Below are 25,227 nucleotides of genomic sequence, written 5' to 3'. Positions count from 1 at the left end.
AAACTATGTTACATTTATTTAAAATAAAAATATATCTTATGAATACTCTATACACAGCTAAAGCCACCGCAACTGGTGGAAGAAAAGGACATGTAAAAACAGAAGATGGACCTATTGATATGAATGTTGCCATGCCTAAAGAAATGGGTGGTAAAGGCGATGGTGTCAACCCTGAGCAACTTTTTGCATCTGCATACTCGGCTTGTTATGGTAGCGCTTTAGAAGCTGCTGCTGAAAAATTAAATCAAAAACTTGGTGATTTTAAAGTGAAAGCACATATAAGTATTGGTAAAACTGAAGAAGATAACTTTCAGCTAGCTGCTGTCATCGACGCTTATATTCCAGGAGCTGATTCTGTTGAAACGGGAGAGAAGTTGATGAATGAGGCACATGTAATTTGTCCATTCTCTCGCGCAACTCGCGACAATATAGATGTCACTTTAAATCTTTTACTTGATCAATAAAGTATAAAAATATCTCTATAAAAATCCTCAATTTAAGTTGAGGATTTTTTTTGCTTGAGAATGACTAAACAGGACTTATCATTTAAAATAAAGGGAATCACATTTAGGTTTATTACCTTTGCAATCTAAATTTTTGACGATGTTAAAACTAAATATACAAGACGAAACTTCACGATTAAAAGCCGTTGTTTTAGGAACTGCAAAATCATCTGGTGACCAACCAAAACTTGAAGATGCTTATGATCCTAAATCAAAGTTGCATATCAAAAATGGAACTTATCCTAGAAATGAGGATATGGTTAAAGAAATGGAGGCTGTTGCTGAAATTTTTAAGAAATACGATATTGATGTTTACAGACCTGAAATGATTGAAGATTATAATCAAATCTTTAGCCGCGATATAGGTTTTGTAATTGAAGACAAATTTGTGAAAGCAAATATACTTCCTGATCGCGATCAAGAAATCGAAGCGATTAATTATGTTCTAGAAAAAATAGATCAAGATAAAATTATAGAATTACCAGAACATTGTCATATTGAAGGTGGAGATGTTATGCCGCATGGCGATTATATTTTTGTAGGAACATACCGCGGTAAAGATTATTCTGATTATATCACAGCAAGAACAAATCCTGTTGCTGTTAAAGCGCTTCAAGATGAATTTCCCAATAAAAAAGTTAAGTCATTTAATTTAAGGAAGGATAATGAAGATCCTAAAAATAATGCTTTGCACTTAGACTGTTGTTTTCAGCCTATCGGAAAGGATAAAGCGATTATTCATCGAAATGGATTTCTTGAAGAAGAAGAATACCAATGGTTAGTTGATTATTTTAGTGCTGAGAATGTTTTTGAAATTACCAAAGATGAGATGTATGATATGACGAGTAATGTTTTTTCTATTGCGCCTGATGTTGTTATTTCAGATGCGCATTTCACGCGTTTAAATGACTGGTTGAGATCGCATGACATTACTGTTGAAGAAGTTAACTATAGAGAAATTGCTAAACAGGAAGGTTTGTTGAGATGCTCAACACTTCCACTTATAAGAAATTAATATATGAAACAAATCACGAATTCAATTTTAATGATTCGACCTGTTGCATTCCGAATGAATGAACAGACAGCCGTTAACAATTATTTCCAGAAGAAAACATCAGATTTAGAGGCGACGATTAATATTAGAGCCCAAGAAGAATTTGATAACTTTGTTGATAAATTAAGAGCCGTTGGTGTTCATGTTATTGTTGTAGATGATGACAAAAATCTAAATATTCCCGATTCAATTTTTCCTAATAATTGGATTTCTTTTCATCAAAATGGTGACATCGCGCTATATCCAATGTTTGCTGAAAATAGACGTCCTGAACGTCGTCAAGAAATTATTGAGGCTATTGAAAAAGATGGTTTTCAAATTAAAAATATTGTAGATTATACATCTGCTGAAGATGAAGGTGTTTTTCTTGAAGGGACTGGCAACTTGATTTTAGATCGTGCAAATCAGAAAGCATATTGTGCGCTTTCTCCTCGTGCGCATGAGGATTTATGTATTGAGTTTTGTGAAGATTTTGAATTTACTCCTGTTTTATTTAAAGCCTATCAAACGGTTAACGATCAACGTTTACCAATTTACCACACAAATGTGATGATGTGCTTAGCAGAAGAATTTGCTATCGTTTGCTTAGCAAGTATAGATGATAAAAAAGAAAAAAAGACTGTGATTAAAGCTTTAAAGCAAGATGGTAAAGAAATCATTGACATCACAGAAGATCAAATGCATCAGTTTGCAGGAAACATGTTGCAAGTTCAAGGCGATAAGGATAAGTATTTGGTGATGAGTGAAAGTGCTTTTAAATCTTTGACTGAAGCACAGATTAAAACAATAGAAAGAACTTCTAAAATTTTATACGCTGATCTCCATACCATAGAAACTCATGGAGGAGGCAGCGCTCGCTGTATGTTAGCTGAGATTTTTAATCCGAAAGCTTAAAAATAAAAACTGTCTTGAAAACTAATTACATATCATTTCAAAATGATAGTGTTGTTTTCAAGACAGTTTTTTATATCTAATTAGCGATATCGCTGATGAATTTAATTCTGTAAAGGCGTAATTCTTCTTCGTCATAATCGCCATCAAACTCCTCTAAAGCTTCGTCGATCTTGTCAGTTGACGCGTCTAAGAAATATTCATGAATTTCTTCTTGTTGATCTTCATCTAAAATTTCATCAACCCAATAAGTGATATTTAATTTTGTACCGCTATAAACAATGGCTTCCATCTTTTGAATAAACTCATTCATTTCCATTCCTTTTGATGAAGCAATATCTGGAAGCGGAAGCTTACGATCAACGTTTTGAATAATATAGAGTTTGCTCTTACTATTTGATCCTGTGGTTTTGACGACTAAATCATCTGGTCTGAAAATATCATTTTCTTCAACATAATCAGCGATTAATTTAACAAACTCTCGCCCATATTTTTTAGCTTTCCCTTCTCCAACACCATGAATATTAGCCATTTCTTCTAGAGTAATCGGATATTTTAAAGCCATATCTTCTAGAGAAGGATCTTGAAAAACAACAAATGGAGGAACGTCTTTTTTCTTGGCTACTTTTTTACGGAGGTCCTTTAAAATTTTTAGTAGCTGTTCATCGCTTACGGCAACTTTATTGTTTTTAGGTTGAGCAACATCTTCATAATAAGTATGGTCTTCCGTCATCATAAATGATTCAGGTTTTTCAAGAAATGAACGGCCTTGATCTGTTAATTTTACAACACCATAACTTTCGATATCTTTGCGAAGCATTCCATTGACAATAACTTGTCTGAGAAGTGCTTTCCAGTAATTACTATCTTTATTTTTTCCTTGACCAAAAATTGGCAGTTCGTTTGTTCTGTGAGATTTGATTAAGGCATTGACGTTTCCTGTCAAGGTAGAAACGACATCTTTAGATTTATAAATACCTTTTGTTTCTTTGATGGTATTGAGTAAAAGAACTACTTCATCTTTAGCTTCTACTTTCTTTTTTGGATATCTTACATTATCATCCATATCACCACCAGCGCCAGTTTCAGTGTCAAACTCTTCACCAAAATAATGAAGAATATATTTACGTCTAGAAACGGAACTTTCAGCAAAAGCGACAACTTCTTGAAGTAAAGCGTGACCTATTTCTTGCTCAGCGATAGGTTTACCACTCATGAATTTTTCTAACTTCTCAACATCTTTATAATTGTAAAAAGCTAAACAATGTCCTTCACCACCATCACGGCCAGCCCGACCAGTTTCTTGATAGTAACTTTCTATACTTTTAGGAATGTCATTATGTATAACGAATCTGACATCAGGTTTGTCAATTCCCATTCCAAAAGCGATTGTTGCAACAACAACATCAATGTCTTCCATCAAGAACATGTCTTGATGCTTATTTCTGGTTTTTGAATCTAAACCAGCATGGTAAGGAATGGCTTTGATGCCATTGACTTGAAGAGTTTGTGCTAATTCGGCAACACGTTTCCGGCTTAAACAATAAATAATTCCACTTTTACCTTGATTCTTCTTAACAAATTTGATGATTTCAGAATCAACTTGAGATGTTTTTGGCCTTATTTCATAATAAAGGTTTGGTCTATTAAAAGAGGCTTTAAATGTGTTAGCATCTGTGATACCTAAATTTTTCAAGATATCTTCTTGAACTTTAGGTGTCGCTGTTGCTGTTAAGCCTATAATAGGAATATTGTCTCCAATCCTTCCGATAATTTTCTTTAAATTTCTGTACTCAGGTCTAAAATCATGTCCCCACTCAGAGATACAATGCGCTTCATCAATTGCTAAAAACGAGATTGTTTCTGATTTTAAAAAATCGACATACTCTTCTTTTGTTAAAGATTCTGGCGCAACATAAAGAAGTTTAGTGATGCCGTTAGAAATATCTGATTTAACTTGTTTGACTTGAGTTTTATTAAGCGAAGAGTTAAGAACATGCGCTACACCAGGATTGTCAGAAATACCACGTAATGTGTCAACTTGGTTTTTCATTAAAGCGATTAATGGAGAAACAACGATGGCCGTTCCTTCTTTAATCAATGCAGGGAGTTGATAACAAAGAGATTTTCCGCCTCCAGTGGGCATAATGACAAATGAATCTTTGTCGTTTACAATACTCTTGATGACCTCTTCTTGTAGTCCTTTGAATTCGTTAAATCCAAAATACTTTTTTAGTTCTTTGTGTAAATTGTATTGTGCCAATTTAGTAGATTATATTACGTTTTAATTACATTTGCATCTTTAAAGATACGTATAAAATCAAGAACGACAAATGCGTCAATAAAATTTAATTATGTCTCAATCAAAGATACAAACTTTAGCAAAGGAAACAATTCAGTTGCAAGCAAAAGCGATTTCATCTTTAGTAGAATCTATTAATATTGATTTTGAAAAAGCGGTTGATGTTATCTTTAACTCTTCAGGACGTGTTGTGATTACTGGTGTTGGAAAGAGTGCAATTATCGCTCAGAAAATTGTGGCAACGCTTAACTCAACTGGAACACCTTCTATATATATGCATGCCGCTGATGCAATTCATGGCGATTTAGGAAATATTCAAAAAGATGATGTTGTTATTTGTATTTCTAAAAGCGGCACAACACCAGAAATAAAGGTTTTGGTTCCTTTTATCCAAAGCTTCGGAAATACTTTAATTGCCATTACTGGAAATCTTAAATCATTTTTAGCTGAAGAAGCAAACTTTGTATTGGATACACATGTAGAGAAAGAAGCTTGTCCAAATAATTTGGCACCGACAACCAGCACAACTGCTCAATTGGTGATGGGTGATGCTTTGGCAATAGCTTTATTGAATTTGAGAGGCTTTTCAAGTTCTGATTTTGCTAGATATCATCCAGGTGGAGCTTTAGGGAAAGCACTGTATCTCCGTGTTAGCGATGTGACAAAGCATAATCAAAAACCACAAGTTTCTATCGATGCAAGTTTAAGAGATATTATCATTGAAATCTCTGAAAAGATGCTTGGTGTTGCTGCTGTGATAGAAGATGATAAAATTGTTGGAATCATCACAGATGGTGATTTGAGGAGAATGCTCAAAAATAACACTGATGTCTCTCAGCTGAAAGCGAAAGATATTATGAGTAAAAATCCTAAAACTATTTCAAATGATGCGATGGCGATTGATGCGATGGAAATCTTGGAAACCAATGATATCTCTCAAGTGATATCTGAGGAAAATGGAAAATACGCTGGCGTGGTGCATATCCATAATCTAGTAAAAGAAGGAATTATATAAAATGGCAAAGAAAAAACGCAAAAAAGATCCAGCAAATATGTCATTTATGGATCATCTTGAGGATTTAAGATGGCATTTAGTTCGTTCTGTTTTAGCAATACTATTAGGTGGAGCTGTCGCTTTTGTTTTAAAGGATATCACTTTTGGAATTTTGTTTGCACCCAAAGATGCTAGCTTTGTAACTTATGATGTTTTGTGTCAATTCTCTAGAACCTTAGGTTTCGAAAAAAGTTTCTGTTTTGATGAGCTTCCTTTTCGAATTCAAAGTCGAAAAGTCGCTGGGCAGTTCAGTGCGCATATCTGGACATCCATAACTGCAGGTTTCATTATTGCATTCCCTTATGTGATTTATCAGTTTTGGTCTTTCTTAAAGCCAGCTTTAAGTATGAATGAACAGAAATACGCACGTTTGTTTATTGTTTTTTCTTCATTTTTATTTTTCATAGGTGTTTTATTCGGTTATTACGTCATCACACCTTTATCTATCAACTTTTTAGGAAATTATACAATTAGCTCTGAAGTCTTTAATGATTTTGATTTAGATTCTTATATCGGTTTGGTTCGTGCGTCTGTATTAGCTTGCGGATTGATATTTGAACTCCCAATCATTATTTATTTTCTGACAAAATTAGGACTAGTCACGCCTCAGTTTTTAAGAAAACATCGTAAATATGCACTTGTATTTATCCTGATTATCTCGGCAGTTATTACTCCGCCAGATATCGCGAGTCAAGTGATCGTGGCAATTCCTGTATTAGTTCTTTATGAAATCAGTATTTTTATTTCAAGGATTGTTGTGAGAAGACAGAAAAGAAGAGAGCGTCAAAATGCTTAAGTTAAATTTATAATTAGATATTTAGAATGAGTGATTTAGTAGAAGAATTCGATGTGTACAGAGCACGAATGAATGATAAAATTTTGAAGGATAACAACAAAGTCCTTAAAAGAATTTTTAACTTAGACACAAACTCTTTTGCAGAAGGAGCATTAGATAAAAAAACGAAAGAACTTCTTGGTTTAGTAGCTTCATTGGTTTTGCGCTGCGATGACTGCGTTAAATACCACTTAGAATCAAGCTATAAAGCTGGATTTACAAAAGTTGAAGTTGTTGAAGCCATGAGTATAGGAACTTTGGTTGGCGGAACAATTGTTATTCCACATTTGAGGAGAGCTTATGAATATTGGGATGCCTTGGAAGAAAAATTGGGTAATAATGAATAATTATAAAAAGCTTACGCCTTTAACGGTTAGAATTGTCTTATATGCATTAGCAATGCTTTCAGTTGCCCTAATCATCAAGCAAGATTTTGCCAATGGACAAGTTCTTGAGGAAGAGATGATTGAAATTTTTCAAGAAGTTTTCTTGATTCTTGCTGTTATTTTTTCATTAATTGCGACGAGATTCCAAAAGTTTAAAATTTTCAATTATGCCATGGCAGGCATGCTGATGGTGCATTTCATAAGAGAGTTTGATTTTTGGCTCAATTATAATCTATTCGATTACGCATGGCAAATTTTAGCACTTGTTGTGTTTATACCCACTGTTTATTTAATAATCAGTAAACGAAAAGCATTTATTAAAGATGTTCTTAGTCTATCAAAATCTTACGGATTCGGAATTTTTATTATTGGGTTTTTAACATTACATGTTTTCTCAAGACTTTTTGGAAGTAAAAAAATATGGAATTGGTTGATGGAACCGATTTATATGAAAAGTGTTGCTGAGGCTAATGGTGAAAAAATCATTTCTCTTGAAGATTTTGTATACCCACTCAAAACAGGAGCACAAGAAGGTATAGAATTGTTTGCTTACTTGCTGATTCTAATAGGTGTTATCGAAATGTTTATCAGTAAAAACAATGCGCACAAAAAATTAAAATAATTTAAAATGGATCAATCAGTTGCAACTTTAAGAGCAGAAAATATCATAAAATCTTACAAAGGAGTTAACGTCGTGAAAGGTGTTTCTTTGGAAGTGAGTCAGGGAGAAATCGTCGGTTTGCTTGGACCAAATGGTGCAGGGAAAACAACTTCTTTCTATATGATTGTTGGACTGATCAAGCCAAATGGCGGGAAGATATTTCTGAACGATACGAATATTACAAAGTATCCAATGTACAAACGTGCTCAAAACGGCATTGGCTATCTCGCACAAGAAGCTTCTATTTTTAGAAAATTGAGTATCGAAGACAATATAATGAGTGTCTTGGAGCTGACTAAAATGAATAAAAAACAACGAGAAGAAAAAATGGAAAGCCTAATTGAAGAGTTTGGCCTAAACCATATTCGAACAAATAGAGGTGATTTGCTTTCTGGTGGTGAGCGTCGACGTACTGAAATTGCACGCGCTTTAGCTACTGATCCTAAGTTCATTTTACTAGATGAACCTTTTGCAGGTGTTGATCCCGTTGCTGTTGAGGATATCCAGAAGATTGTTGCTCAACTTAAAAAGAAAAATATCGGTATTTTAATTACAGATCATAATGTTCAAGAAACGCTTGCAATTACCGATCATACTTACTTGATGTTTGAAGGTAGAATATTAAAGCATGGCGTGCCTGAAGAATTAGCCGAAGATGAAATGGTGCGTAAAGTTTATTTAGGACAAAACTTTGAATTACGTAAAAAGAAACTTTTTGATTAAGTTTTCTTTTTCTTTTTTTCTGCCGCAGGAAATAAAATATTATTTAAAATCAGCCTATAACCAGCAGATTTTGGGTGAAGCTTCAACTCTGTTTTGGGATCACCAACCATATGTCTGTAATCTTCTGGATCATGGCCACCGTAAAAAGTGAAAAATCCTTTCCCTTTAATGCCATGAATATAACGTGCTTCATTATTGATTCTGTTTTTTCCTAATACCAAAACGTGAGACTTAATCTGGTTTGGATTAAACGCTGTTGTTTGTCCCATAAAACCTTTAACCATTGCTGTATGGTTTTGTGTAAGCATCGTTGGTATCGGATCCCATTTTGCTGAATATTCGCTTAAAGTAAAGTAATCTTTATCCTGAGGAACCTTTCTTTTGTCAGTCATATCAATTGATGAATATTCGTAAACCATCGGATCTTTTTCAAGAATAAAATCTGTAAAAGCAAATGTCTTCTCGTAATCAATCTTATTTTGATAGCCAGGTTCGCTCGCATCACCATCAAACATGGGTTCGCAAATATCTACACCTTCTGCAGAAAGTGCGATGTCAAAAGAATCAGTCGCGCTACACATCGCAAACATAAATCCGCCGCCGACAACATAATCACGAATTTTTTTAGAAACAGCAAGTTTAGATTCTGAGACTTTATCAAAACCTAAAGATTTAGCTAAAGCTTCGGCGTCTTTTTTTTGTTCAATATACCAAGGTCTTGCACGATAAGCTCTATAAAATTTACCATATTGTCCTGTAAAATCTTCATGATGAAGGTGAAGCCAATCGTAGAGGAGGAGTTCATCTTCTAAAACATTCTTATCATAAATTTTCTCATAAGGAATTTCAGCATAAGTCAAAACCATCGTCACCGCGTCGTCCCAGGGTGCTTTTCCGCTTGGTGTATAAACTGCAATTTTAGGAGCTTTTTCTAAAGTGATCGAACTTTTGTTTAGTGAAGGGCTGTCAATTTCTTTTAATAAGTTTTCAGCTTCATTTGTTGAAAGTATCTCATAATCAACACCGCGAATTGTGCATTCTCTTTTTAATTCATCTGATGCTGTGGTTAGAAACGAGCCACCCCGATGATTAAGCAACCATTGTACTTTTGTGTTTTTTTCAAGCAACCAATAAGTGATACCATAAGCTTTTAAATGCTGACTTTGAGATTCATAATCCATAGGAATTAAAATAAAATTCGCCCATGTGAATTGAGTTAAACAAAACAAAACAATAAAAAGCTTAGTTTTCATAAGTTTTCTTTTTATTAAAAAGGAACACCGTCATCGTCGTCATGAAGATTTGGACTAGATGGTCCAAAAACATCTTCACCTTTAGGTAAATTTTGTGTTGAAATATCATCATCATTCATACTTGAGCTAATTTCGTGTAACTCTGAACCGAAGTTATCTAAGTTATCAAACTTACCAAGTTGGCCAATAAACTTCAGTCTGATGTTGTCAAGTCCACCATTTCTGTGTTTTGCAATAATAAATTCGGCTTGACCTTTTGTGCTTTCTTCCGAGCCATCATCCCAGGTATCAATATCGTAATATTCAGGTCTAAAGATAAATGAGACAATATCCGCATCTTGCTCAATTGCACCAGATTCTCTCAAGTCACTTAGTAAAGGTCTTTTACTTCCGCCTCTTGTTTCAACAGCACGAGATAACTGAGAAAGTGCGATCACAGGAACACTTAATTCTTTTGCTAAAGCTTTTAAGTTTCTTGAAATTGTAGAAATCTCTTGCTCACGGTTACCGTTTTTTGCACTTGCACCACCAGTCATTAATTGCAAATAATCGATAACAATCAGTTTAATGCCATGTTGTGATGAAAGTCGTCTTGCTTTTGCCCTTAAATCAAAAATAGATAATGAAGGTGTATCATCAATAAATAAAGGTGCTTTCTCAAGTGACTTTACCTTGACATTCAACATCTCCCATTCATGTTTCTCTAAATTTCCTGTTCTTAACTTTTCAGAAGAAAGTTCAGTTTCAGAGGAAATCAACCTCGTGATAAGTTGTACGGATGACATCTCAAGTGAGAAAAATGCAACAGGAATATCCTGACCCACAGCAATGTTTCTTGCCATAGATAAGGTTAATGCTGTTTTACCCATACCAGGACGTGCAGCAACAATAATTAAATCACTAGGTTGCCAACCAGAAGTAAGTTTATCGAGGTCGGTAAAGCCAGTAGGAATTCCACTTAGACCTTGTTTATTTGAAATTTCTTCGATTCTTTTTTTTGCTTGTAAAACAAGTTGTTGCGCCGTTTCTGAAGATTTCTTGATATTGCCTTGAGTAACTTCATAAAGTTTAGATTCGGCATGGTCAAGTAAATCAAAAACATCAGTGGCTTCATCAAAAGCTTCTTCAATGATTTCACTCGAAATATGAATTAATTTACGTTGAATATATTTCTGTAAAATTATTCTTGAGTGGTACTCAATATGTGCTGAAGATGAAACTTTTTGGGTGAGCTGAATGAGATAATATTCGCCACCACTAGATTTCAACTTTTTTTCTTTTTTAAGCTCGTTAGCGACTGTTAATAAGTCTATTGCTTCCCCTTTTTCAAAAAGAGTTTGAATGGCTGCATAAATATTTTTGTGAGCATCTTTATAAAATGCTTCAGGTTTTAGGATATCAATTGTTTCGTCAACACCTTTTTTGTCAATGAGCATTGCGCCAATGACAACTTCTTCAAGATCAACAGCTTGAGGTGGTATTTTGCCGCGTTGCATCTCAATCACTTCTGATTTTTTCTTGAAGGTTTGTGGTGTTGTTCGTGTTTGTTCCATAAAAGCGAAAATAAGAAAATACAGCTTTTAAAGCCTCGGTTTATTGTTAATTTGTTAGGGGACTTATGAACAGTCGATTTGTTCATAAAGTGTTGATAGCTAAAAAAATCCGAACAAAATAAGTTGTTCGGATTTTAATAAATTATGTAAATATGAATATAATTAATCGTTGTAAACACCCATGTTGATGTATTTATTCATACGCTCATTGACTAAATCTTCACTAGTGAGTTTCTTAAGTTCATTGTAAGTTTTAGTGATCGCATTTGCAACCGTTTTAAAGTTCTTTTCAGGATCTTTATGAGCGCCACCTAATGGTTCTTTAACGATTTGGTCGATAATTTTAAGTTTCTTCATGTCTTTAGCTGTCAACTTTAAAGCCTCAGCCGCAGTTTGTTTATGCTCCCAGCTTCTCCATAAAATAGATGAGCAAGATTCAGGAGAAATAACAGAATACCATGTGTTTTCTAACATTAAGATTTTATCACCAACGCCAATTCCTAAAGCGCCACCACTGGCACCTTCACCAATAATGACTGAAATAATTGGTGTTTCCAATTGGCTCATTTCAAGAATGTTTCTCGCAATGGCTTCACCTTGACCTCTTTCTTCAGCTTCTAGACCTGGGAAAGCACCTGGCGTGTCAATAAGAGTGACAACAGGAATGCCAAACTTCTCTGCGCTTTTCATTAAACGCAAAGCTTTTCGGTAACCTTCAGGGTTTGCCATACCAAAATTACGGTATTGTCTTGTTTTGGTGTTATGTCCTTTTTGTTGACCAATAAACATGTAAGATTGGTTTCCGATTTTTCCTAAACCGCCAATCATTGCTTTGTCATCACCATAATTTCTGTCACCGTGAAGTTCTAGAAAAGTATCGCCACATAAAGCCTTGATGTAGTCTAAGGTGTAAGGTCTGTTTGGATGTCTTGAAAGCTGAACACGTTGCCAAGCAGTTAGATTTTTATAAATCTCTTTCTTTTTATCCTCGATCTTTTTCTCAAGTTGTTGACAGGTGTTGCTGACATCAACTTCGCTGTCTTCACCAATTGTACAAGCTTTCTTGTATTGTTCTTCTAGTTCTTTAATAGGTAATTCAAACTCTAAATATTCCATGATTTAGATTTTTATCAATCAATGAGCAAATATATAAAACAGTGTCGAACTTCAGCTAAAATTTTTGCTTTCAAGCTTAATTATTAATTAGCGTTTGGCTTTTCGTAAGAGAATAATGGCTAAAATGCTAAAGACAATGTTTGAAAACCAGACCGCTAGCAAAGGAGAAAACGTAGATTTCTCAGCGATTGTTCCGAAAATTTTATCCATAAAAATATAGCCAAATGCAATCACAATTCCTATCGCTAAATTAACACCCATACCGCCTCGGCGCTTCATGGCGGAGACAGAAACAGCTATAATGGTGAGTATAAACGCTGAAATAGGAATGCTCCATCTTTTATAAGCAACAACCAAATAAGTGTTGATTAATCCCGAACCTTTCTTTTTTTCTTGTTCTATAAACTCATTGAGTTCGTTGTAGTCTAAAGTTTCAGCGATGTAATTAACTGGCGTTAGCGCTTCTATATCAAATGGCATGATTGTATCATAAGATGATTTTCTAACAAATTGATCTTCTCTTTCGCCGATATCTCTTCTTAAATAATTTGATAAAGTGTAAGTGGAGTCGTTAAACTTAATACGTCTTGCGCTTATTTTGAATTTAAGATCTTCTCCTTCAAAATGTTCTAAAGTGAAATTTTGAGCGGATTTATTTTCTGGTCTAAAATTGGTTGCATAAATGAATTCGTTGTCATTGATTTGTGTGTAAACATCTTTAGTAATACGCGTTTCACGTCCTTTTTTAAGATAAGCATATTTAAATTCATTGTAACCTTCACTCGCATTAGGAAATAAATACAAGCTAAAAAGTAAGGCGACGCTACAAACAATAGTTGCACCAATAATGTAAGGTCTTAAAAACCTTGTAAATGAAACCCCTGAACTCAAAAATGCAATCACCTCTGTGTTGTTTGCTAGTTTAGAGGTGAACCAAATAATGGATAAGAATAATAGGATAGGGAAGAGTAGATTGGCAAAATAAATTGTGAAATCAAGATAGTAAAGCAAAATTGCATCAAGTGGTGCTTCATTCTCTATCATGTCATCAACTTTTTCTGATAAGTCAACAACGATTCCGATAGGAATAAATAGCAGAATCAATACACCAAATGTACCGAGATATCTTTTAAGTATGTACCAATCTAATATTTTCAAAAGCTTAGAGTCTTGTATTCATATTTTTTACCATTTGGTCTTTCCAAGTTCTGAAAGTTCCGTCGATAATTTTTTGACGCGCTTCTCTCATCAACCACAAATAAAAACCTAAATTATGTATTGATGCAATTTGTAGGCCTAAAAGTTCTTTCACACTAAATAAATGTCTTAAATATGCTTTTGAATAAGCAGTGTCAACCCAAGTGTAAGCATTTTCATCAATAGCAGAAAAATCGTCTTCCCACTTTTTGTTTTTGATGTTGATAAAGCCATTTGCAGTAAACAACATTCCGTTTCTAGCGTTTCTTGTAGGCATGACGCAATCAAACATATCAACGCCAAGCGCGATGTTTTCTAAAAGATTAATCGGTGTCCCAACACCCATTAAATAACGTGGTTTATCTTCGGGTAAAATCGAATTAACATGATCTGTCATCGCATACATTTCTTCATCAGGCTCACCGACAGATAAGCCGCCAATTGCATTTCCTTCTGCACCGACATTAGCGATATACTCAGCGGATTGCTCTCTCAAATCTTTATAAGTGCTGCCTTGTACAATCGGGAAAAGTGTTTGATTGTGGCCGTACAGCGGATCAGTTTCATTAATGCGTTTCACACAGCGATCAAGCCAACGATGCGTCATATGCATGGAGCGTTTTGCATAACGATAATCACAAGGATAAGGTGTGCATTCATCAAAAGCCATGATGATGTCAGCCCCAATTTTTCTTTGGATGTCCATCACACCTTCTGGTGTAAATAAATGCGTTGAACCATCAATATGGGATTTAAATTTAACACCGTTTTCTTTTATTTTTCGATTTGCTGAAAGCGAATAAACTTGAAAACCACCACTATCTGTCAAGATATTGCGATCCCAATTCATGAATTTATGTAAACCTCCAGCTTTTTCCAGAATGTCAGTTCCTGGTCGAAGGTAAAGGTGGTAAGTGTTTCCTAAAATAATATCAGGATTTATTTCTTCTTTCAGCTCGCGTTGGTGAACACCTTTAACAGTGGCTCTTGTGCCTACAGGCATAAAAATAGGTGTTTCTATTGTGCCGTGATCTGTTGTGATTTTGCCAGCTCTGGCTTTTGAATTTGGATCTACAGCTAATTTTTCAAATGTCATATCAATCTTAAATAGACGGCAAATATAATGAACTCAATTTCATTTAAAACCAAAAAACAGAATGGGTATAAGTCATTTATTTAAAGTTTGTGATTTCAAGTGAAAAAAGTTGTGCTGTTGAAATAAACTAATTCAAAAAATGATAATGTTTTTTGCTGGTTGAAAAAGTTAAGAGAAGAGAAGATTTTGAGATTAAAACATCAAATTAATAAAAGCTTATTATTTGAAATAATATTCTTTAACACTTAAGTGCAATTTAATTCAAATTTGATGGATTAAGTTCTTGGGTTTTATGAGGTCGTTTATATTGTGCCAATAAATTCAATCCATACTGAAAAGTTGATAGAAAACTCAGCACAAAAACAACTTCACCCCAGCTTGAGTTTATAATCTGAATTAAAAACATTATTTTTGCGCAACTTTAATTTTTTATACAATAATGTCAACAACACAACAACTTCAAGATTTTGTCACGCAAGTAAGACGTGATATTCTTAGACAAGTTCATCAAGTGAATTCAGGTCACCCAGGTGGTTCTTTAGGTTGTGCAGAATTCTTTTCTGTACTTTACCAAGAAGTGATGGATTACTCAACAGATTTTAAAATGAATGGTGAAAATGAAGATTTATTCTTCTTGTCTAACGGACATATTTCTCCTGTTTTTTATAGTGTTTTAGCGCGTTCTGGTTTTTTCCCAGTTGATGAATTAAACACCTTTAGAAAAATAGATTCTCGCTTACAAGGTCATCCAACAACACATGAAGCTTTGCCAGGTATCAGAATTGCATCTGGTTCTCTTGGTCAAGGCTTATCTGTTGCTATTGGAGCAGCTGCTGCTAAAAAACTAAACAATGACGATAAGTTGATTTACACATTACACGGTGATGGTGAGTTGCAAGAAGGTCAGAACTGGGAAGCAATCATGTATGCTGCTGGGAATAAGGTGGATAACCTTATCGCAACTGTCGATTATAATAAAAAACAAATTGACGGTGCCACTGATGATGTCTTGCCTTTAGGAAGTTTAAAAGCAAAGTTTGAGGCTTTTGATTGGGATGTGATTGAATTAAAAGAAGGAAATTCTTGCGATGCAATTAAATCTGCTTTAAATGAAGCGAAATCAAGAACAGGTAAAGGAAAACCTGTTGTGATTTTAATGGAAACTGAAATGGGTAACGGTGTCGATTTTATGATGGGAACGCACGCTTGGCATGGTAAAGCACCTAGTGATGAGCAGTTGAAAACCGCTCTTGAGCAAAATCCAGAAACTTTAGGTGATTACTAAGCAATTTTTAAACAAGAATTTCATGAAAACTTATAATAATACAGGTAACGTAGATACAAGATCTGGCTTTGGTGCTGGATTGGAAGAACTAGGCAAAAAGAATCCAAATGTTGTTGCACTTTGTGCTGATTTAATTGGGTCTTTAAAAATGGATGCTTTTAAAGAAAATCATCCAGAGCGTTTTTTTCAAATCGGAATTGCAGAAGCCAACATGATTGGTATCGCTGCAGGAATGACTATTGGTGGTAAAATTCCTTTTACAGGAACTTTTGCAAATTTCTCAACAGGTCGTGTTTATGACCAAATTCGTCAGTCTGTGGCTTACTCAGGAAAAAATGTCAAGATTTGTGCCTCTCACGCAGGTTTAACTTTAGGTGAAGATGGTGCAACCCACCAAATTTTAGAAGATATTGGTTTGATGAAAATGTTGCCAGGAATGACAGTCATCAATACTTGTGACTACAACCAAACGAAAGCTGCAACGCTTGCAGTTGCAGAGCATGATGGCCCAGTTTATTTGAGATTTGGTCGTCCAAAAGTGGTAAACTTTACGCCTGAGGATCAGAAATTTGAAATCGGTAAAGCTGTGCAATTAACTGAAGGAACTGATGTGACAATTGTTGCAACAGGTCATTTGGTTTGGGAAGCGCTAGAGGCTGCAAAAGAACTTAATGAAAAGGGAGTTTCGGCTGAGGTGATTAACATTCACACAATTAAGCCATTAGATGAGAAAGCAATTTTGGACTCTGTTTCAAAAACGAAATGTATTGTCACGGCAGAAGAGCATAACTTCTTAGGTGGTTTAGGCGAAAGCGTTGCGCGCACATTAGTTGAGCATCAACCTACACCTCAAGAATTTGTGGCAACGCAAGATACTTTTGGTGAAAGCGGAACACCTGCACAATTAATGGAAAAATATGGTTTAAATGCTAAAGCTATCGTTGAGAAAGCACAGAAAGTGATTAAACGTAAATAATTCTTTCCAACTGTTAAGATATAAAGAGCTGCTTCAAAATTGATTTAATTTTGGAGCAGTTTTTATTTTGTCAAAGTATTGACGAAATTATAGAGAATCTCTAAAGCTGGGTGGTTCTCTTTTTTTTGAGTCGTAAAAATTTTTTTAAGGTCGATATTTTTGTTCTTCATGACATCTTTTACTCGCATTTCGCTTATCTCATGATAAGCCATTGACCAATCCTTAAATTGTTGCTCATTAATCGATCCAGTGTCAAGTAGCATCATGTCTTTATGCCTCTTATCTTTTTCGATTGTTTTATAAAGTTCGTCAATTTTAGTTGATGGGCCTTCAATGTATTGAATAAATTTTCCTTGTATTAAGAGTAAGATACCTGTAACCCCCAAACGCGAGTTCTTTTCACGGATATATAACAGGAAGTCTTCAACATCTTTTTGAGTCATCATTTGCGTTTGAAAACTCATGTAGGCAACAAATTTCAATTTCAATTAAATTATTGGTTTTCAGTAAAATTAAAATTTTTTTTCGAATTGTTCATTTTAAATCACTTAATTCGATTGTATGAGTTTTAAAATCTCGCTAAAATAGATTGCTTTTAGTATCTGATAAATTCTAATTGATACCTTTGTAAATAAATTTGTTTTATGGATTTGAAGCTACACAGGCCTATATGTTTTTTTGATTTAGAAACGACAGGGATTAAAATCGCAAAAGATAGAATTGTTGAAATATCTATCTTAAAAATACACCCTAATCAAAATAAGGAAAGCTACACATGGCGTGTGAATCCTGAAATGCCGATTCCACCAGAAACAACAGCTGTGCACGGCATAAAGGATGAAGACGTGGTTAATGAGCCAACTTTTAAAGAATTAGCTCCTAAAGTGAATCAACTTATCGAAGGATGTGATCTCGCTGGCTATAACAGTAACAGATTTGATATTCCGCTTTTAGCAGAAGAAATGATGCGAGCTGATATTGATTTTGATATTAAAAAAGTTCAGGCTGTCGATGTACAAACAATCTTTCATAAAAAGGAAAAGAGAACATTAGAAGCGGCTTACAAATTCTATTGCCAAAAGGATTTAACCAACGCGCATTCAGCAGAAGCAGATACTTTAGCAACTTATGAAGTTCTGAAATCTCAATTGGATTTTTATGATGATCTTGAAAATGATACAAAATGGTTAGCAGAATTTAGTGCACATAAAAAGTTTGCTGATTTGGCCGGATTTATTACTTATAATAAAAAAGGAGAAGAAGTTTTTTCATTCGGAAAGCATAAAGGTAAAAAAGTTGAAGATGTTTTAGAAAAAGAACCAGGCTATTTTGGATGGATCCAAAACGCCGACTTTCCGCTTTATACAAAAAAAGTTTTAACGAGAATTAAACTCCGAAAATTAGCCACCAAGTAAGATGAAAATAATTTGTATTGGCCGAAATTATGCAGATCATGCGGCTGAGTTGAAAAATGAAAAGCCAACTGAACCAGTCGTTTTTATGAAGCCTGATTCAGCTTTGCTTTCTAAAAAACAACCTTTTGTTATCCCTGAATTTTCTGAAGATGTGCATCACGAAGTTGAATTACTTGTGCGCATCAATAGGTTAGGAAAGCATATTCAGCCAAAATTTGCACATAAATATTATGATCAAATTGGAATTGGATTAGATTTTACAGCGCGTGATTTGCAAAGTGAACTGAAAGAAAAAGGTTTGCCTTGGGAAAAAGCAAAATCATTTGATGGTGCTGCCGTGGTGTCAAATCAATGGCTTTCAGTGAGTGATTTTGAAAATTTAAATGATATTAATTTCACTTTAGAGAAAAATAATGAAATTGTTCAGCAAGGAAATTCGTCGCAAATGCTTTGGAAAATTGATGAAATCATTTCATACGTGTCGCAATATTTCACTTTAAAAATTGGTGATATCATTTTTACAGGAACACCAAAAGGTGTTGGACAAGTTAAGCCTGATGATAAATTGATTGCAAAAATTGAAAATAAAGAACTGATAAATTTGAACATTAAATAAGATGATGAAAGCTGAAATAATTACGATTGGTGATGAGATTTTAATCGGTCAAATTATTGATACCAACTCTGCTTTTTTAGCGAAGCAACTCAATAAAATCGGAATTGACATTTATCAAATCACATCGATTCAGGATGAAAAGCAACATATTCTCGATACGTTAATAGCTGCTAAGAAGCGTGCTGATATCGTTATTATGACAGGGGGTTTAGGTCCGACAAATGATGATATTACAAAGCATACATTGTGTGAGTTTTTTAAAGATGAACTTGTTTTAAGTCAAAATGTTTTGACGCACATCGAAAGTTTATTTAAAAAATTTATTGATTCACCTATTTTAGAAGCCAACAGAAATCAAGCTTACTTACCGTCAAAATCTATCACTTTAAAAAACGAATTTGGAACTGCAGCAGGTATGTGGTTTGAAGAAGATGACGTTATATTCATATCCATGCCAGGCGTGCCTTACGAGATGAAGTCTATTTTCGTCAATGAAGCTATTCCGCGCTTGCAAGATCGTTTTGAAACACCTTATATTTTACACAAAACTGTATTGACTTATGGTTTAGGTGAAAGTGCAATTGCCGATAAATTACAAGATTGGGAAATTAATTTACCGGATTTTATCAAGCTTGCTTATCTACCAAGTTTAGGACGTGTTCGCTTGCGATTAAGCGCGAGAGGAAATGATGAGCAGCAGTTAAAAGACGCGCTCAATAACGAAGTTGAAAAGCTTCATCGTATTATCGGAGACATTATTAAAGGCTATGAAGAAGAAGCGAGTGTTGAAGAAAGAATAGCTGAATTCTGTCGTTTGAAAAACAAAACTTTGGTAACCGCAGAAAGTTGTACAGGAGGAAGGTTGGCTGCCAAATTTACAGAAAACCCTGGCGCATCGAATTACTTTAAAGGTGCAGTTGTCAGTTATGCAACATCAGCAAAAAATGATGTTTTAGGAATTTCTGAAGAACTGATCTCTCAGTATTCAGTTGTGAGTGCAGAAATCACCAAAGAAATGGCAGAGCGCGTTAAAATGATGTTTAAGGCAGATTATGCAATTGCGACAACAGGAAATGCTGGCCCAACCAAAGGAGATAGCGATGCAGAAATTGGTACAGTTTTTATTGCTATTTCAACTGACTCAGAAACAAAGGTTCACGAATTTAATTTTGGTAAAAATCGTGAGCGTGTCACCGAAAAGGCTGTCAATAAAGCTTTAGAGCTGATATACGATGCTATTGAATAAAAAAACTGATATTTTTTAAATATAGTTTACTTATCTGCTTGGCTATTACGCAAAAAAGTATTTAATTTGCATCCTGTTTTAAATAACACTTAAAAATAAGAATAATGTCTAGAGTTTGTGAACTTACAGGTAAAAGAGCGATGACGGGAAATAATGTTTCTCACGCTTTAAATAGAACGAAAAGAAAATTTAGCGTTAATTTAATCAAGAAGCGTTTTTATATTCCTGAGGAAGATAAGTGGATTACTTTGAAGGTTTCAACGTCAGCGTTAAAGACAATTAATAAGAAAGGAATTTCAGCTGTTTTAAAAGAGGCTAGAGCAAAAGGTTTCTTGAAAAAATAATTAAGTTATGGCAAAGAAAGGAAATAGAGTTCAAGTGATATTAGAATGTACTGAGCATAAAGATTCTGGTTTACCAGGAACGTCTCGTTATATCACAACCAAGAATAAGAGAAATACTCCAGACCGTATAGAGTTAAAGAAATTTAACCCTATCATGAAGAAAATGACTACTCATAAAGAAATTAAATAATTAAGTTATGGCAAAGAAATCGGTAGCGACAATTCAAACAGGAAGCAAACGTTTAACGAAAGCCATTAAAATGGTAAAATCGTCAAAAAGTGGTGCTTATGCATTTGAGGAGAGAATCATGGCTCCTGAAGATGTGAATAACTATTTTAAGAAATAGTAAGTTCGACTCAATACAATATTTTTAAGCCGTTACATTCTAGTGACGGCTTTTTCTTTTTAACTATATTTGCAACTCGATCACGCAAATATCATTTTTGAATTTTGCTTAATTTTTGAGATATGAGCTTTTTTAAAAAAATTTTTTCAAAGGATAAAAAAGAAAAACTTGATGAAGGTTTAGAAAAATCTAAATCGAGCTTTTTCGGTAAACTAACCAAAGCCGTTGCTGGTAAGTCTAAAGTTGATGATGAGGTTTTAGATGATTTGGAGGAAGTCCTCATTTCTAGTGATGTTGGTGTTGCCACAACAATCAAAATTATCGATAGAATCGAAGAGCGCGTTTCTAAAGATAAGTATATGGGCACTGATGAGTTGAATCAGATTTTGCGTGAAGAAATTGCTGGTTTATTAAGTGAGCAAGAACATGGGAATTATGAATCTCTCCATATTCCTGACGGTATCAAGCCTTATGTCATTATGGTGGTAGGCGTTAACGGTGTTGGAAAGACGACAACGATTGGTAAATTAGCACAACAGTTCAAAAACAAAGGTAAAAAAGTTGTGTTGGGTGCTGGCGATACTTTTCGTGCTGCAGCCATTGATCAGCTTCAAATTTGGGCTGATAGAGTTGATGTGCCCATTGTCAAACAAAAGATGGGAAGCGATCCAGCTTCTGTTGCTTTTGACACTGTGCAAAGCGCAATTAAGCAAGACGCTGATGTTGTGTTGTTAGACACAGCTGGCCGTTTGCACAATAAAGTCAATTTAATGAATGAATTGACTAAAATTAAACGCGTTATGCAAAAGGTGACAGATAATGTCCCGAATGAAGTTCTCTTGGTCTTAGATGGTTCAACTGGTCAAAATGCTTTTGAACAAGCAAAACAATTTACTGCTGCGACTGAAGTCACTTCTCTTGCCGTCACAAAACTGGACGGAACTGCCAAAGGTGGCGTTGTGATCGGGATTAGTGACCAATTTAAAGTTCCTGTGAAATATATCGGTGTTGGTGAAGGTGTTGATGATTTACAAATCTTCAATAAATTTGAGTTTGTTGATTCTTTTTTTAATAAAGCTTAATGGAAAACCAACCCAAACCATTTAGCGCTGAACGCACAAAGTTGACAGTCGCTAAAATTACCGTTTTTTATGCCTTATTTTTTGTAGCGATGAAGATTGTGATCATTTTTCAAGGTGCTTGGGTACTCCCGAATTTAATAATTTGCTTACCAATTGCGCTAACAGGTTTAGCTGCTTGGTATTTACTGAAAATAAAAAAAGTTAACTGGCTTTTTGTCATTATAAGTATTGTTGTGATATCGGCTGTGCGTTATTACGAAACTGAAGCTGTGCACTGGCTTCATTCATATTTGAATTCATAAATTTATGCGAACAAAATCGATCAAAAAAAATAAAATCAATGTTGTCACTTTGGGTTGTAGCAAAAATGTTTACGATTCAGAAGTTTTGATGGGGCAGCTTAAGGCTAATCAAAAAGATGTTGCTCATGAGCAAGAAGGTGATGTTGTCGTCATCAATACTTGTGGTTTTATTGACAATGCTAAAGAGCAATCAATCAATACAATTTTAGATTTTGTTCAGCAAAAAGAAGCAGGTGAGGTTGAGAAAGTTTTTGTAACAGGTTGTTTATCTGAAAGATATAAGCCTGATTTAGAAAAAGAGATTCCAAACGTTGATCAATATTTTGGAACAACGGACTTGCCAGCTTTATTGAAGGCTTTAGGTGCAGATTATAAGCACGAGTTAATTGGTGAGCGTATGACAACAACACCTAAAAACTATGCTTTCTTAAAAATTGCAGAAGGTTGTGACAGACCTTGTTCTTTTTGTGCAATCCCATTGATGCGTGGTGGTCACAAATCAAAACCTATTGAAGAACTAGTTCAGGAAACTGAAAAATTAGCTGCAAACGGTGTCAAGGAATTGATACTTATTGCGCAAGATTTAACTTATTACGGCTTAGATCTTTATAAAAAAAGAAATTTAGCAGAACTTCTTAAAGCACTGGCTGAGGTTGAAGGTATTGATTGGATTCGTTTACATTACGCATTTCCTACAGGTTTCCCAGTTGATGTGCTTGATGTGATAAGAGATGAACCTAAAGTTTGTAATTATATTGATATTCCGTTACAGCATAGTTCTACAAAATTGTTAAAATCTATGCGTCGTGGAACAACTAAAGAAAAAACGAATAAATTACTTCATAAATTTAGAGAAGTTGTCCCAGGTATGGCAATTCGAACAACTCTAATTGTTGGTTATCCGGGAGAAACCGAAGAAGATTTTGAAGAGATGAAAGCTTGGGTTAAAGAAATGAGATTTGAACGTTTAGGATGTTTTACTTATTCTCATGAAGAAAATACGCATGCTTATAATTTACAAGATGATGTTCCTGAAGATGTCAAGATGCAACGTGCTAATGAAATTATGGAAATTCAATCTCAAATTTCATGGGAACTCAATCAAGAAAAAATTGGACAAACCTTCAAATGTATCTTTGATAGAAAAGAAGGAAATTACTTCGTCGGTCGTACAGAGTTCGATTCGCCTGATGTTGATAACGAAGTTCGTGTAGATGCAAAAGATCATTACTTAAAGGTCGGTGACTTTGCAATGGTGAAAATTACCGAAGCTGAAGATTTTGATCTTTATGGTGAACCTGTTTAAAAAAATGAATTAACTTTTAATTTGTAAGCTTCTTGAATAGGTGTTTTATTTTTGTAGTAAATCTGTTTCTATGATTGACTGTTTTAAATATCGTGAGACGCAACATTTTTCAGAACTTGTCTACGATTATGTAGAGCAAAGCGAGAGCTTTAAAGAATTTATTTCAAATTTTCCCTCTTATGAAAATCTTGAAAAGCAAGCCATTCAAAAAGGAAAGTCATATTTAAAGGCATCGCGAGAAGTGCTTGTTGATGCTTTAAAAAGTCAATACGCTTATGCTGAAACTTCTCAGAAAACTAGAGATAACATTGAAGCTCTATCTTTTGAAAATACATTCACGATAACGACAGGTCATCAGTTAAACTTATTTACAGGACCGCTTTATTTTATTTATAAAATCATTTCTACGCTGAATTTAGCAGAAGAAATGAATGAAAAATATCCTGATAAGAATTTTGTTCCTATATATTGGATGGCTTCAGAAGATCATGATTTTGATGAAATCAATTTTTTCAACTTTAAAAGAAAAAAAATCCAATGGAATTCTGATCAAACTGGTGCTGTTGGAGAGTTTAATACAGAAACACTTGAAGATTTAATTCCTGAACTGGAAGTAGTTTTTGGAAATTCAAAACGTGGACAAGATTTAGTTCAACTTTTTAAGAAAGCCTATTTAGAACATTCTACTTTATCTGAAGCGACATTTTATCTCGTCAATCAATTGTTTCAATCTTATGGTTTGGTTGTTATCGAGCCTCAAAAATCAAGTTTGAAACGTTTGTTTGTTGATGAAATGAAAACTGATTTGTTACAACAAAAAGCTTCCATATGTGTTGAAGAGCAATCTGAAAGATTAGCAGATAAAGGCTATAAGTTGCAAGTCAATCCGCGAGAAATCAATCTTTTTTATTTAAAAGAAAATCAACGTTTAAGAATTGTAGAAGAGGAGAGTTGCTTTCAACTTGTTGATACAGATCTGCGTTTCTCAAAAGATGAATTTTTAGAAGAACTGGAAAATCATCCAGAGCGTTTTTCTCCAAATGTCATCATGCGACCACTTTACCAAGAAAAGATTTTGCCGAATATTTGTTATATCGGTGGAGGTGGAGAGTTGGCTTATTGGTTGCAGCTTAAATCTTATTTTGATTCACAAAACATTCCCTTTCCAATATTATTACTTCGTAATTCAGTGATGCTTTATTCTGATAAAACGGAGAAAAAGATGAAAAACTTAGATCTCAATTTGTCAGATTTATTTCTGCCACCAAATCAATTGGCTGATAAAAGAACTTATCAAGTTACTGACATTAAAATAGATTTTAGTCAACAAATCGTACATTTAAAAGATCAGTTTTCGGATTTGCATCAACTTGCTCATCGCACAGACCAATCTTTTGAAGGTGCAGTTGCTGCTCAAGAACAGAAACAAATCAATGGACTGAAATATTTAGAAAAACGTCTGCTAAAAGCACAGAAAAGAAAGTTAAAAGATGAAGTGAATCGTGTTTTATTAATGCAAGATCTTTTGTTTCCTGATGAAGGTTTGCAAGAAAGAAGCTTGAATTTTAGTGAGGTTTATGCAGATTGTGGACCAGACTTTATCGATATATTAAAAGAAAATTTAAAACCACTTTCAGGGGAATTCGCTTGTATTCGCCTGAATGTTTATAAGACTCAAAACTAA

27 protein-coding genes are annotated in these 25,227 nt (G+C 34.4%); 20 read left to right on the top strand and 7 right to left on the bottom strand.

The window, feature by feature from the left end:
- The first annotated feature begins 38 nt into the window (after positions 1–38).
- The 3 genes from CAP47_RS05065 (at position 39) to ctlX (ending at position 2,451) form a co-directional block, all read left to right on the top strand.
- Positions 39–464 (top strand): organic hydroperoxide resistance protein, encoded by a 426-nt coding sequence (locus CAP47_RS05065; RefSeq protein WP_100775658.1) that lies wholly within the window; start codon positions 39–41, stop codon positions 462–464.
- A 139-nt stretch (positions 465–603) separates the two neighbouring features.
- On the top strand, positions 604–1,518 hold the full coding sequence (locus CAP47_RS05060; RefSeq protein ID WP_100775657.1) for a dimethylarginine dimethylaminohydrolase family protein: 915 nt from the start codon (positions 604–606) through the stop codon (positions 1,516–1,518).
- 3 nt (positions 1,519–1,521) lie between these two features.
- Positions 1,522–2,451, top strand: a complete 930-nt coding sequence (gene ctlX / locus CAP47_RS05055) for a citrulline utilization hydrolase CtlX (protein ID WP_100775656.1) — start codon at positions 1,522–1,524, stop codon at positions 2,449–2,451.
- A 76-nt stretch (positions 2,452–2,527) separates the two neighbouring features.
- Here ctlX and recQ read toward each other — a convergent pair whose 3' ends face one another.
- A complete protein-coding gene (gene recQ / locus CAP47_RS05050) occupies positions 2,528–4,711 on the bottom strand; it encodes a DNA helicase RecQ (protein ID WP_100775655.1) in 2,184 nt (727 codons plus the stop codon).
- Positions 4,712–4,799: 88 nt separating this feature from the next.
- Here recQ and CAP47_RS05045 point away from each other — a divergent pair, with 88 nt between their 5' ends.
- The 5 genes from CAP47_RS05045 to lptB are packed head-to-tail and all read left to right on the top strand — an operon-like array spanning position 4,800 to position 8,409.
- Positions 4,800–5,765, top strand: coding sequence for an SIS domain-containing protein (locus tag CAP47_RS05045; protein WP_410523961.1), 966 nt, complete (start codon positions 4,800–4,802; stop codon positions 5,763–5,765).
- 1 nt (position 5,766) lies between these two features.
- On the top strand, positions 5,767–6,600 hold the full coding sequence (tatC, locus tag CAP47_RS05040) for a twin-arginine translocase subunit TatC (protein WP_093244437.1): 834 nt from the start codon (positions 5,767–5,769) through the stop codon (positions 6,598–6,600).
- Between the two features lie 26 nt (positions 6,601–6,626).
- Positions 6,627–6,986, top strand: coding sequence for a carboxymuconolactone decarboxylase family protein (locus CAP47_RS05035; protein ID WP_093244438.1), 360 nt, complete (start codon positions 6,627–6,629; stop codon positions 6,984–6,986).
- Positions 6,979–7,647: a hypothetical protein gene (locus CAP47_RS05030; RefSeq protein WP_153043490.1), complete on the top strand. Its 669-nt coding sequence runs from the start codon at positions 6,979–6,981 to the stop codon at positions 7,645–7,647. The genes CAP47_RS05035 and CAP47_RS05030 overlap by 8 nt, the downstream gene beginning before the upstream one ends.
- Before the next feature lie 6 nt (positions 7,648–7,653).
- Positions 7,654–8,409 (top strand): LPS export ABC transporter ATP-binding protein, encoded by a 756-nt coding sequence (gene lptB / locus CAP47_RS05025; RefSeq protein ID WP_093244440.1) that lies wholly within the window; start codon positions 7,654–7,656, stop codon positions 8,407–8,409.
- Here lptB and CAP47_RS05020 read toward each other — a convergent pair.
- From CAP47_RS05020 to tgt, 5 genes are all read right to left on the bottom strand, one after another.
- Positions 8,406–9,662 carry an asparagine synthetase B gene (locus tag CAP47_RS05020; RefSeq protein WP_100775652.1) on the bottom strand — a complete coding sequence of 419 codons (1,257 nt, stop codon included), beginning with the start codon at positions 9,660–9,662 and terminating at the stop codon, positions 8,406–8,408. The two genes, lptB and CAP47_RS05020, sit on opposite strands and share 4 nt — an antisense overlap.
- A 14-nt stretch (positions 9,663–9,676) precedes the next feature.
- On the bottom strand, positions 9,677–11,215 hold the full coding sequence (gene dnaB, locus CAP47_RS05015) for a replicative DNA helicase (RefSeq protein WP_093244441.1): 1,539 nt from the start codon (positions 11,213–11,215) through the stop codon (positions 9,677–9,679).
- A gap of 162 nt (positions 11,216–11,377) precedes the next feature.
- Entirely contained in the window at positions 11,378–12,331 is a 954-nt protein-coding gene (locus CAP47_RS05010) for an acetyl-CoA carboxylase carboxyltransferase subunit alpha (RefSeq protein WP_093244442.1), read from the bottom strand.
- Positions 12,332–12,418: 87 nt separating this feature from the next.
- Complete coding sequence (locus tag CAP47_RS05005) at positions 12,419–13,489, bottom strand: LptF/LptG family permease (protein WP_100775651.1); 1,071 nt, start codon at positions 13,487–13,489, stop codon at positions 12,419–12,421.
- A 4-nt stretch (positions 13,490–13,493) separates the two neighbouring features.
- On the bottom strand, positions 13,494–14,624 hold the full coding sequence (gene tgt, locus CAP47_RS05000) for a tRNA guanosine(34) transglycosylase Tgt (RefSeq protein WP_100775650.1): 1,131 nt from the start codon (positions 14,622–14,624) through the stop codon (positions 13,494–13,496).
- A 439-nt stretch (positions 14,625–15,063) separates the two neighbouring features.
- On the opposite strand from tgt, the gene CAP47_RS04995 reads away from it, so the two are divergent.
- Entirely contained in the window at positions 15,064–15,909 is an 846-nt protein-coding gene (locus CAP47_RS04995) for a transketolase (protein WP_093244448.1), read from the top strand.
- Between the two features lie 22 nt (positions 15,910–15,931).
- The gene (locus tag CAP47_RS04990; RefSeq protein WP_100775649.1) at positions 15,932–16,885 is read left to right on the top strand and encodes a transketolase family protein; all 954 of its coding nucleotides are present in this window, start codon (positions 15,932–15,934) and stop codon (positions 16,883–16,885) included.
- 62 nt (positions 16,886–16,947) lie between these two features.
- Here CAP47_RS04990 and CAP47_RS04985 read toward each other — a convergent pair whose 3' ends face one another.
- On the bottom strand, positions 16,948–17,373 hold the full coding sequence (locus CAP47_RS04985; protein ID WP_100775648.1) for a BLUF domain-containing protein: 426 nt from the start codon (positions 17,371–17,373) through the stop codon (positions 16,948–16,950).
- Between the two features lie 156 nt (positions 17,374–17,529).
- Here CAP47_RS04985 and CAP47_RS04980 point away from each other — a divergent pair, with 156 nt between their 5' ends.
- The 10 genes from CAP47_RS04980 to bshC all read left to right on the top strand — a co-directional run bounded on the left by CAP47_RS04980 (position 17,530) and on the right by bshC (position 25,227).
- Positions 17,530–18,300, top strand: coding sequence for a 3'-5' exonuclease (locus CAP47_RS04980; protein WP_100775647.1), 771 nt, complete (start codon positions 17,530–17,532; stop codon positions 18,298–18,300).
- Between the two features lies 1 nt (position 18,301).
- Complete coding sequence (locus CAP47_RS04975) at positions 18,302–18,916, top strand: fumarylacetoacetate hydrolase family protein (RefSeq protein WP_100775646.1); 615 nt, start codon at positions 18,302–18,304, stop codon at positions 18,914–18,916.
- A 4-nt stretch (positions 18,917–18,920) separates the two neighbouring features.
- Complete coding sequence (locus tag CAP47_RS04970; protein WP_100775693.1) at positions 18,921–20,162, top strand: competence/damage-inducible protein A; 1,242 nt, start codon at positions 18,921–18,923, stop codon at positions 20,160–20,162.
- Positions 20,163–20,266: 104 nt separating this feature from the next.
- On the top strand, positions 20,267–20,506 hold the full coding sequence (gene rpmB, locus CAP47_RS04965) for a 50S ribosomal protein L28 (RefSeq protein WP_093244453.1): 240 nt from the start codon (positions 20,267–20,269) through the stop codon (positions 20,504–20,506).
- 7 nt (positions 20,507–20,513) lie between these two features.
- Positions 20,514–20,696, top strand: coding sequence for a 50S ribosomal protein L33 (rpmG, locus tag CAP47_RS04960; protein ID WP_093244454.1), 183 nt, complete (start codon positions 20,514–20,516; stop codon positions 20,694–20,696).
- Between the two features lie 7 nt (positions 20,697–20,703).
- Positions 20,704–20,853: a DUF4295 domain-containing protein gene (locus tag CAP47_RS04955; RefSeq protein ID WP_093244455.1), complete on the top strand. Its 150-nt coding sequence runs from the start codon at positions 20,704–20,706 to the stop codon at positions 20,851–20,853.
- A 122-nt stretch (positions 20,854–20,975) separates the two neighbouring features.
- Positions 20,976–21,935: a signal recognition particle-docking protein FtsY gene (gene ftsY / locus CAP47_RS04950; RefSeq protein ID WP_100775645.1), complete on the top strand. Its 960-nt coding sequence runs from the start codon at positions 20,976–20,978 to the stop codon at positions 21,933–21,935.
- Complete coding sequence (locus CAP47_RS04945; RefSeq protein WP_100775644.1) at positions 21,935–22,237, top strand: hypothetical protein; 303 nt, start codon at positions 21,935–21,937, stop codon at positions 22,235–22,237. The genes ftsY and CAP47_RS04945 overlap by 1 nt, the downstream gene beginning before the upstream one ends.
- 4 nt (positions 22,238–22,241) lie before the next feature.
- Positions 22,242–23,543 carry a 30S ribosomal protein S12 methylthiotransferase RimO gene (rimO, locus tag CAP47_RS04940; protein ID WP_093244458.1) on the top strand — a complete coding sequence of 434 codons (1,302 nt, stop codon included), beginning with the start codon at positions 22,242–22,244 and terminating at the stop codon, positions 23,541–23,543.
- Positions 23,544–23,613: 70 nt separating this feature from the next.
- On the top strand, positions 23,614–25,227 hold the full coding sequence (gene bshC, locus CAP47_RS04935) for a bacillithiol biosynthesis cysteine-adding enzyme BshC (protein ID WP_100775643.1): 1,614 nt from the start codon (positions 23,614–23,616) through the stop codon (positions 25,225–25,227).

Origin of the sequence: Psychroflexus sp. S27, from assembly GCF_002810405.1 — a bacterium.
GTDB lineage: Bacteria > Bacteroidota > Bacteroidia > Flavobacteriales > Flavobacteriaceae > Psychroflexus > Psychroflexus halocasei_A.
The sequence above is the reverse complement of the archived record's forward strand: the minus strand, read 5'-3'. Positions and strand labels throughout refer to the sequence as shown.

Coding starts and splice junctions, on each gene's coding strand:
- CAP47_RS05065 (WP_100775658.1), top strand. CDS start 39: ATGAATACTCTATACACAGCTAAAGCCACCGCAACTGGTGGAAGAAAA.
- CAP47_RS05060 (WP_100775657.1), top strand. CDS start 604: ATGTTAAAACTAAATATACAAGACGAAACTTCACGATTAAAAGCCGTT.
- ctlX (WP_100775656.1), top strand. CDS start 1,522: ATGAAACAAATCACGAATTCAATTTTAATGATTCGACCTGTTGCATTC.
- tatC (WP_093244437.1), top strand. CDS start 5,767: ATGGCAAAGAAAAAACGCAAAAAAGATCCAGCAAATATGTCATTTATG.
- CAP47_RS05035 (WP_093244438.1), top strand. CDS start 6,627: ATGAGTGATTTAGTAGAAGAATTCGATGTGTACAGAGCACGAATGAAT.
- CAP47_RS05030 (WP_153043490.1), top strand. CDS start 6,979: ATGAATAATTATAAAAAGCTTACGCCTTTAACGGTTAGAATTGTCTTA.
- lptB (WP_093244440.1), top strand. CDS start 7,654: ATGGATCAATCAGTTGCAACTTTAAGAGCAGAAAATATCATAAAATCT.
- CAP47_RS05020 (WP_100775652.1), bottom strand. CDS start 9,662: ATGAAAACTAAGCTTTTTATTGTTTTGTTTTGTTTAACTCAATTCACA.
- dnaB (WP_093244441.1), bottom strand. CDS start 11,215: ATGGAACAAACACGAACAACACCACAAACCTTCAAGAAAAAATCAGAA.
- CAP47_RS05010 (WP_093244442.1), bottom strand. CDS start 12,331: ATGGAATATTTAGAGTTTGAATTACCTATTAAAGAACTAGAAGAACAA.
- tgt (WP_100775650.1), bottom strand. CDS start 14,624: ATGACATTTGAAAAATTAGCTGTAGATCCAAATTCAAAAGCCAGAGCT.
- CAP47_RS04995 (WP_093244448.1), top strand. CDS start 15,064: ATGTCAACAACACAACAACTTCAAGATTTTGTCACGCAAGTAAGACGT.
- CAP47_RS04990 (WP_100775649.1), top strand. CDS start 15,932: ATGAAAACTTATAATAATACAGGTAACGTAGATACAAGATCTGGCTTT.
- CAP47_RS04980 (WP_100775647.1), top strand. CDS start 17,530: ATGGATTTGAAGCTACACAGGCCTATATGTTTTTTTGATTTAGAAACG.
- CAP47_RS04975 (WP_100775646.1), top strand. CDS start 18,302: ATGAAAATAATTTGTATTGGCCGAAATTATGCAGATCATGCGGCTGAG.
- CAP47_RS04970 (WP_100775693.1), top strand. CDS start 18,921: ATGAAAGCTGAAATAATTACGATTGGTGATGAGATTTTAATCGGTCAA.
- rpmB (WP_093244453.1), top strand. CDS start 20,267: ATGTCTAGAGTTTGTGAACTTACAGGTAAAAGAGCGATGACGGGAAAT.
- rpmG (WP_093244454.1), top strand. CDS start 20,514: ATGGCAAAGAAAGGAAATAGAGTTCAAGTGATATTAGAATGTACTGAG.
- CAP47_RS04955 (WP_093244455.1), top strand. CDS start 20,704: ATGGCAAAGAAATCGGTAGCGACAATTCAAACAGGAAGCAAACGTTTA.
- ftsY (WP_100775645.1), top strand. CDS start 20,976: ATGAGCTTTTTTAAAAAAATTTTTTCAAAGGATAAAAAAGAAAAACTT.
- CAP47_RS04945 (WP_100775644.1), top strand. CDS start 21,935: ATGGAAAACCAACCCAAACCATTTAGCGCTGAACGCACAAAGTTGACA.
- rimO (WP_093244458.1), top strand. CDS start 22,242: ATGCGAACAAAATCGATCAAAAAAAATAAAATCAATGTTGTCACTTTG.
- bshC (WP_100775643.1), top strand. CDS start 23,614: ATGATTGACTGTTTTAAATATCGTGAGACGCAACATTTTTCAGAACTT.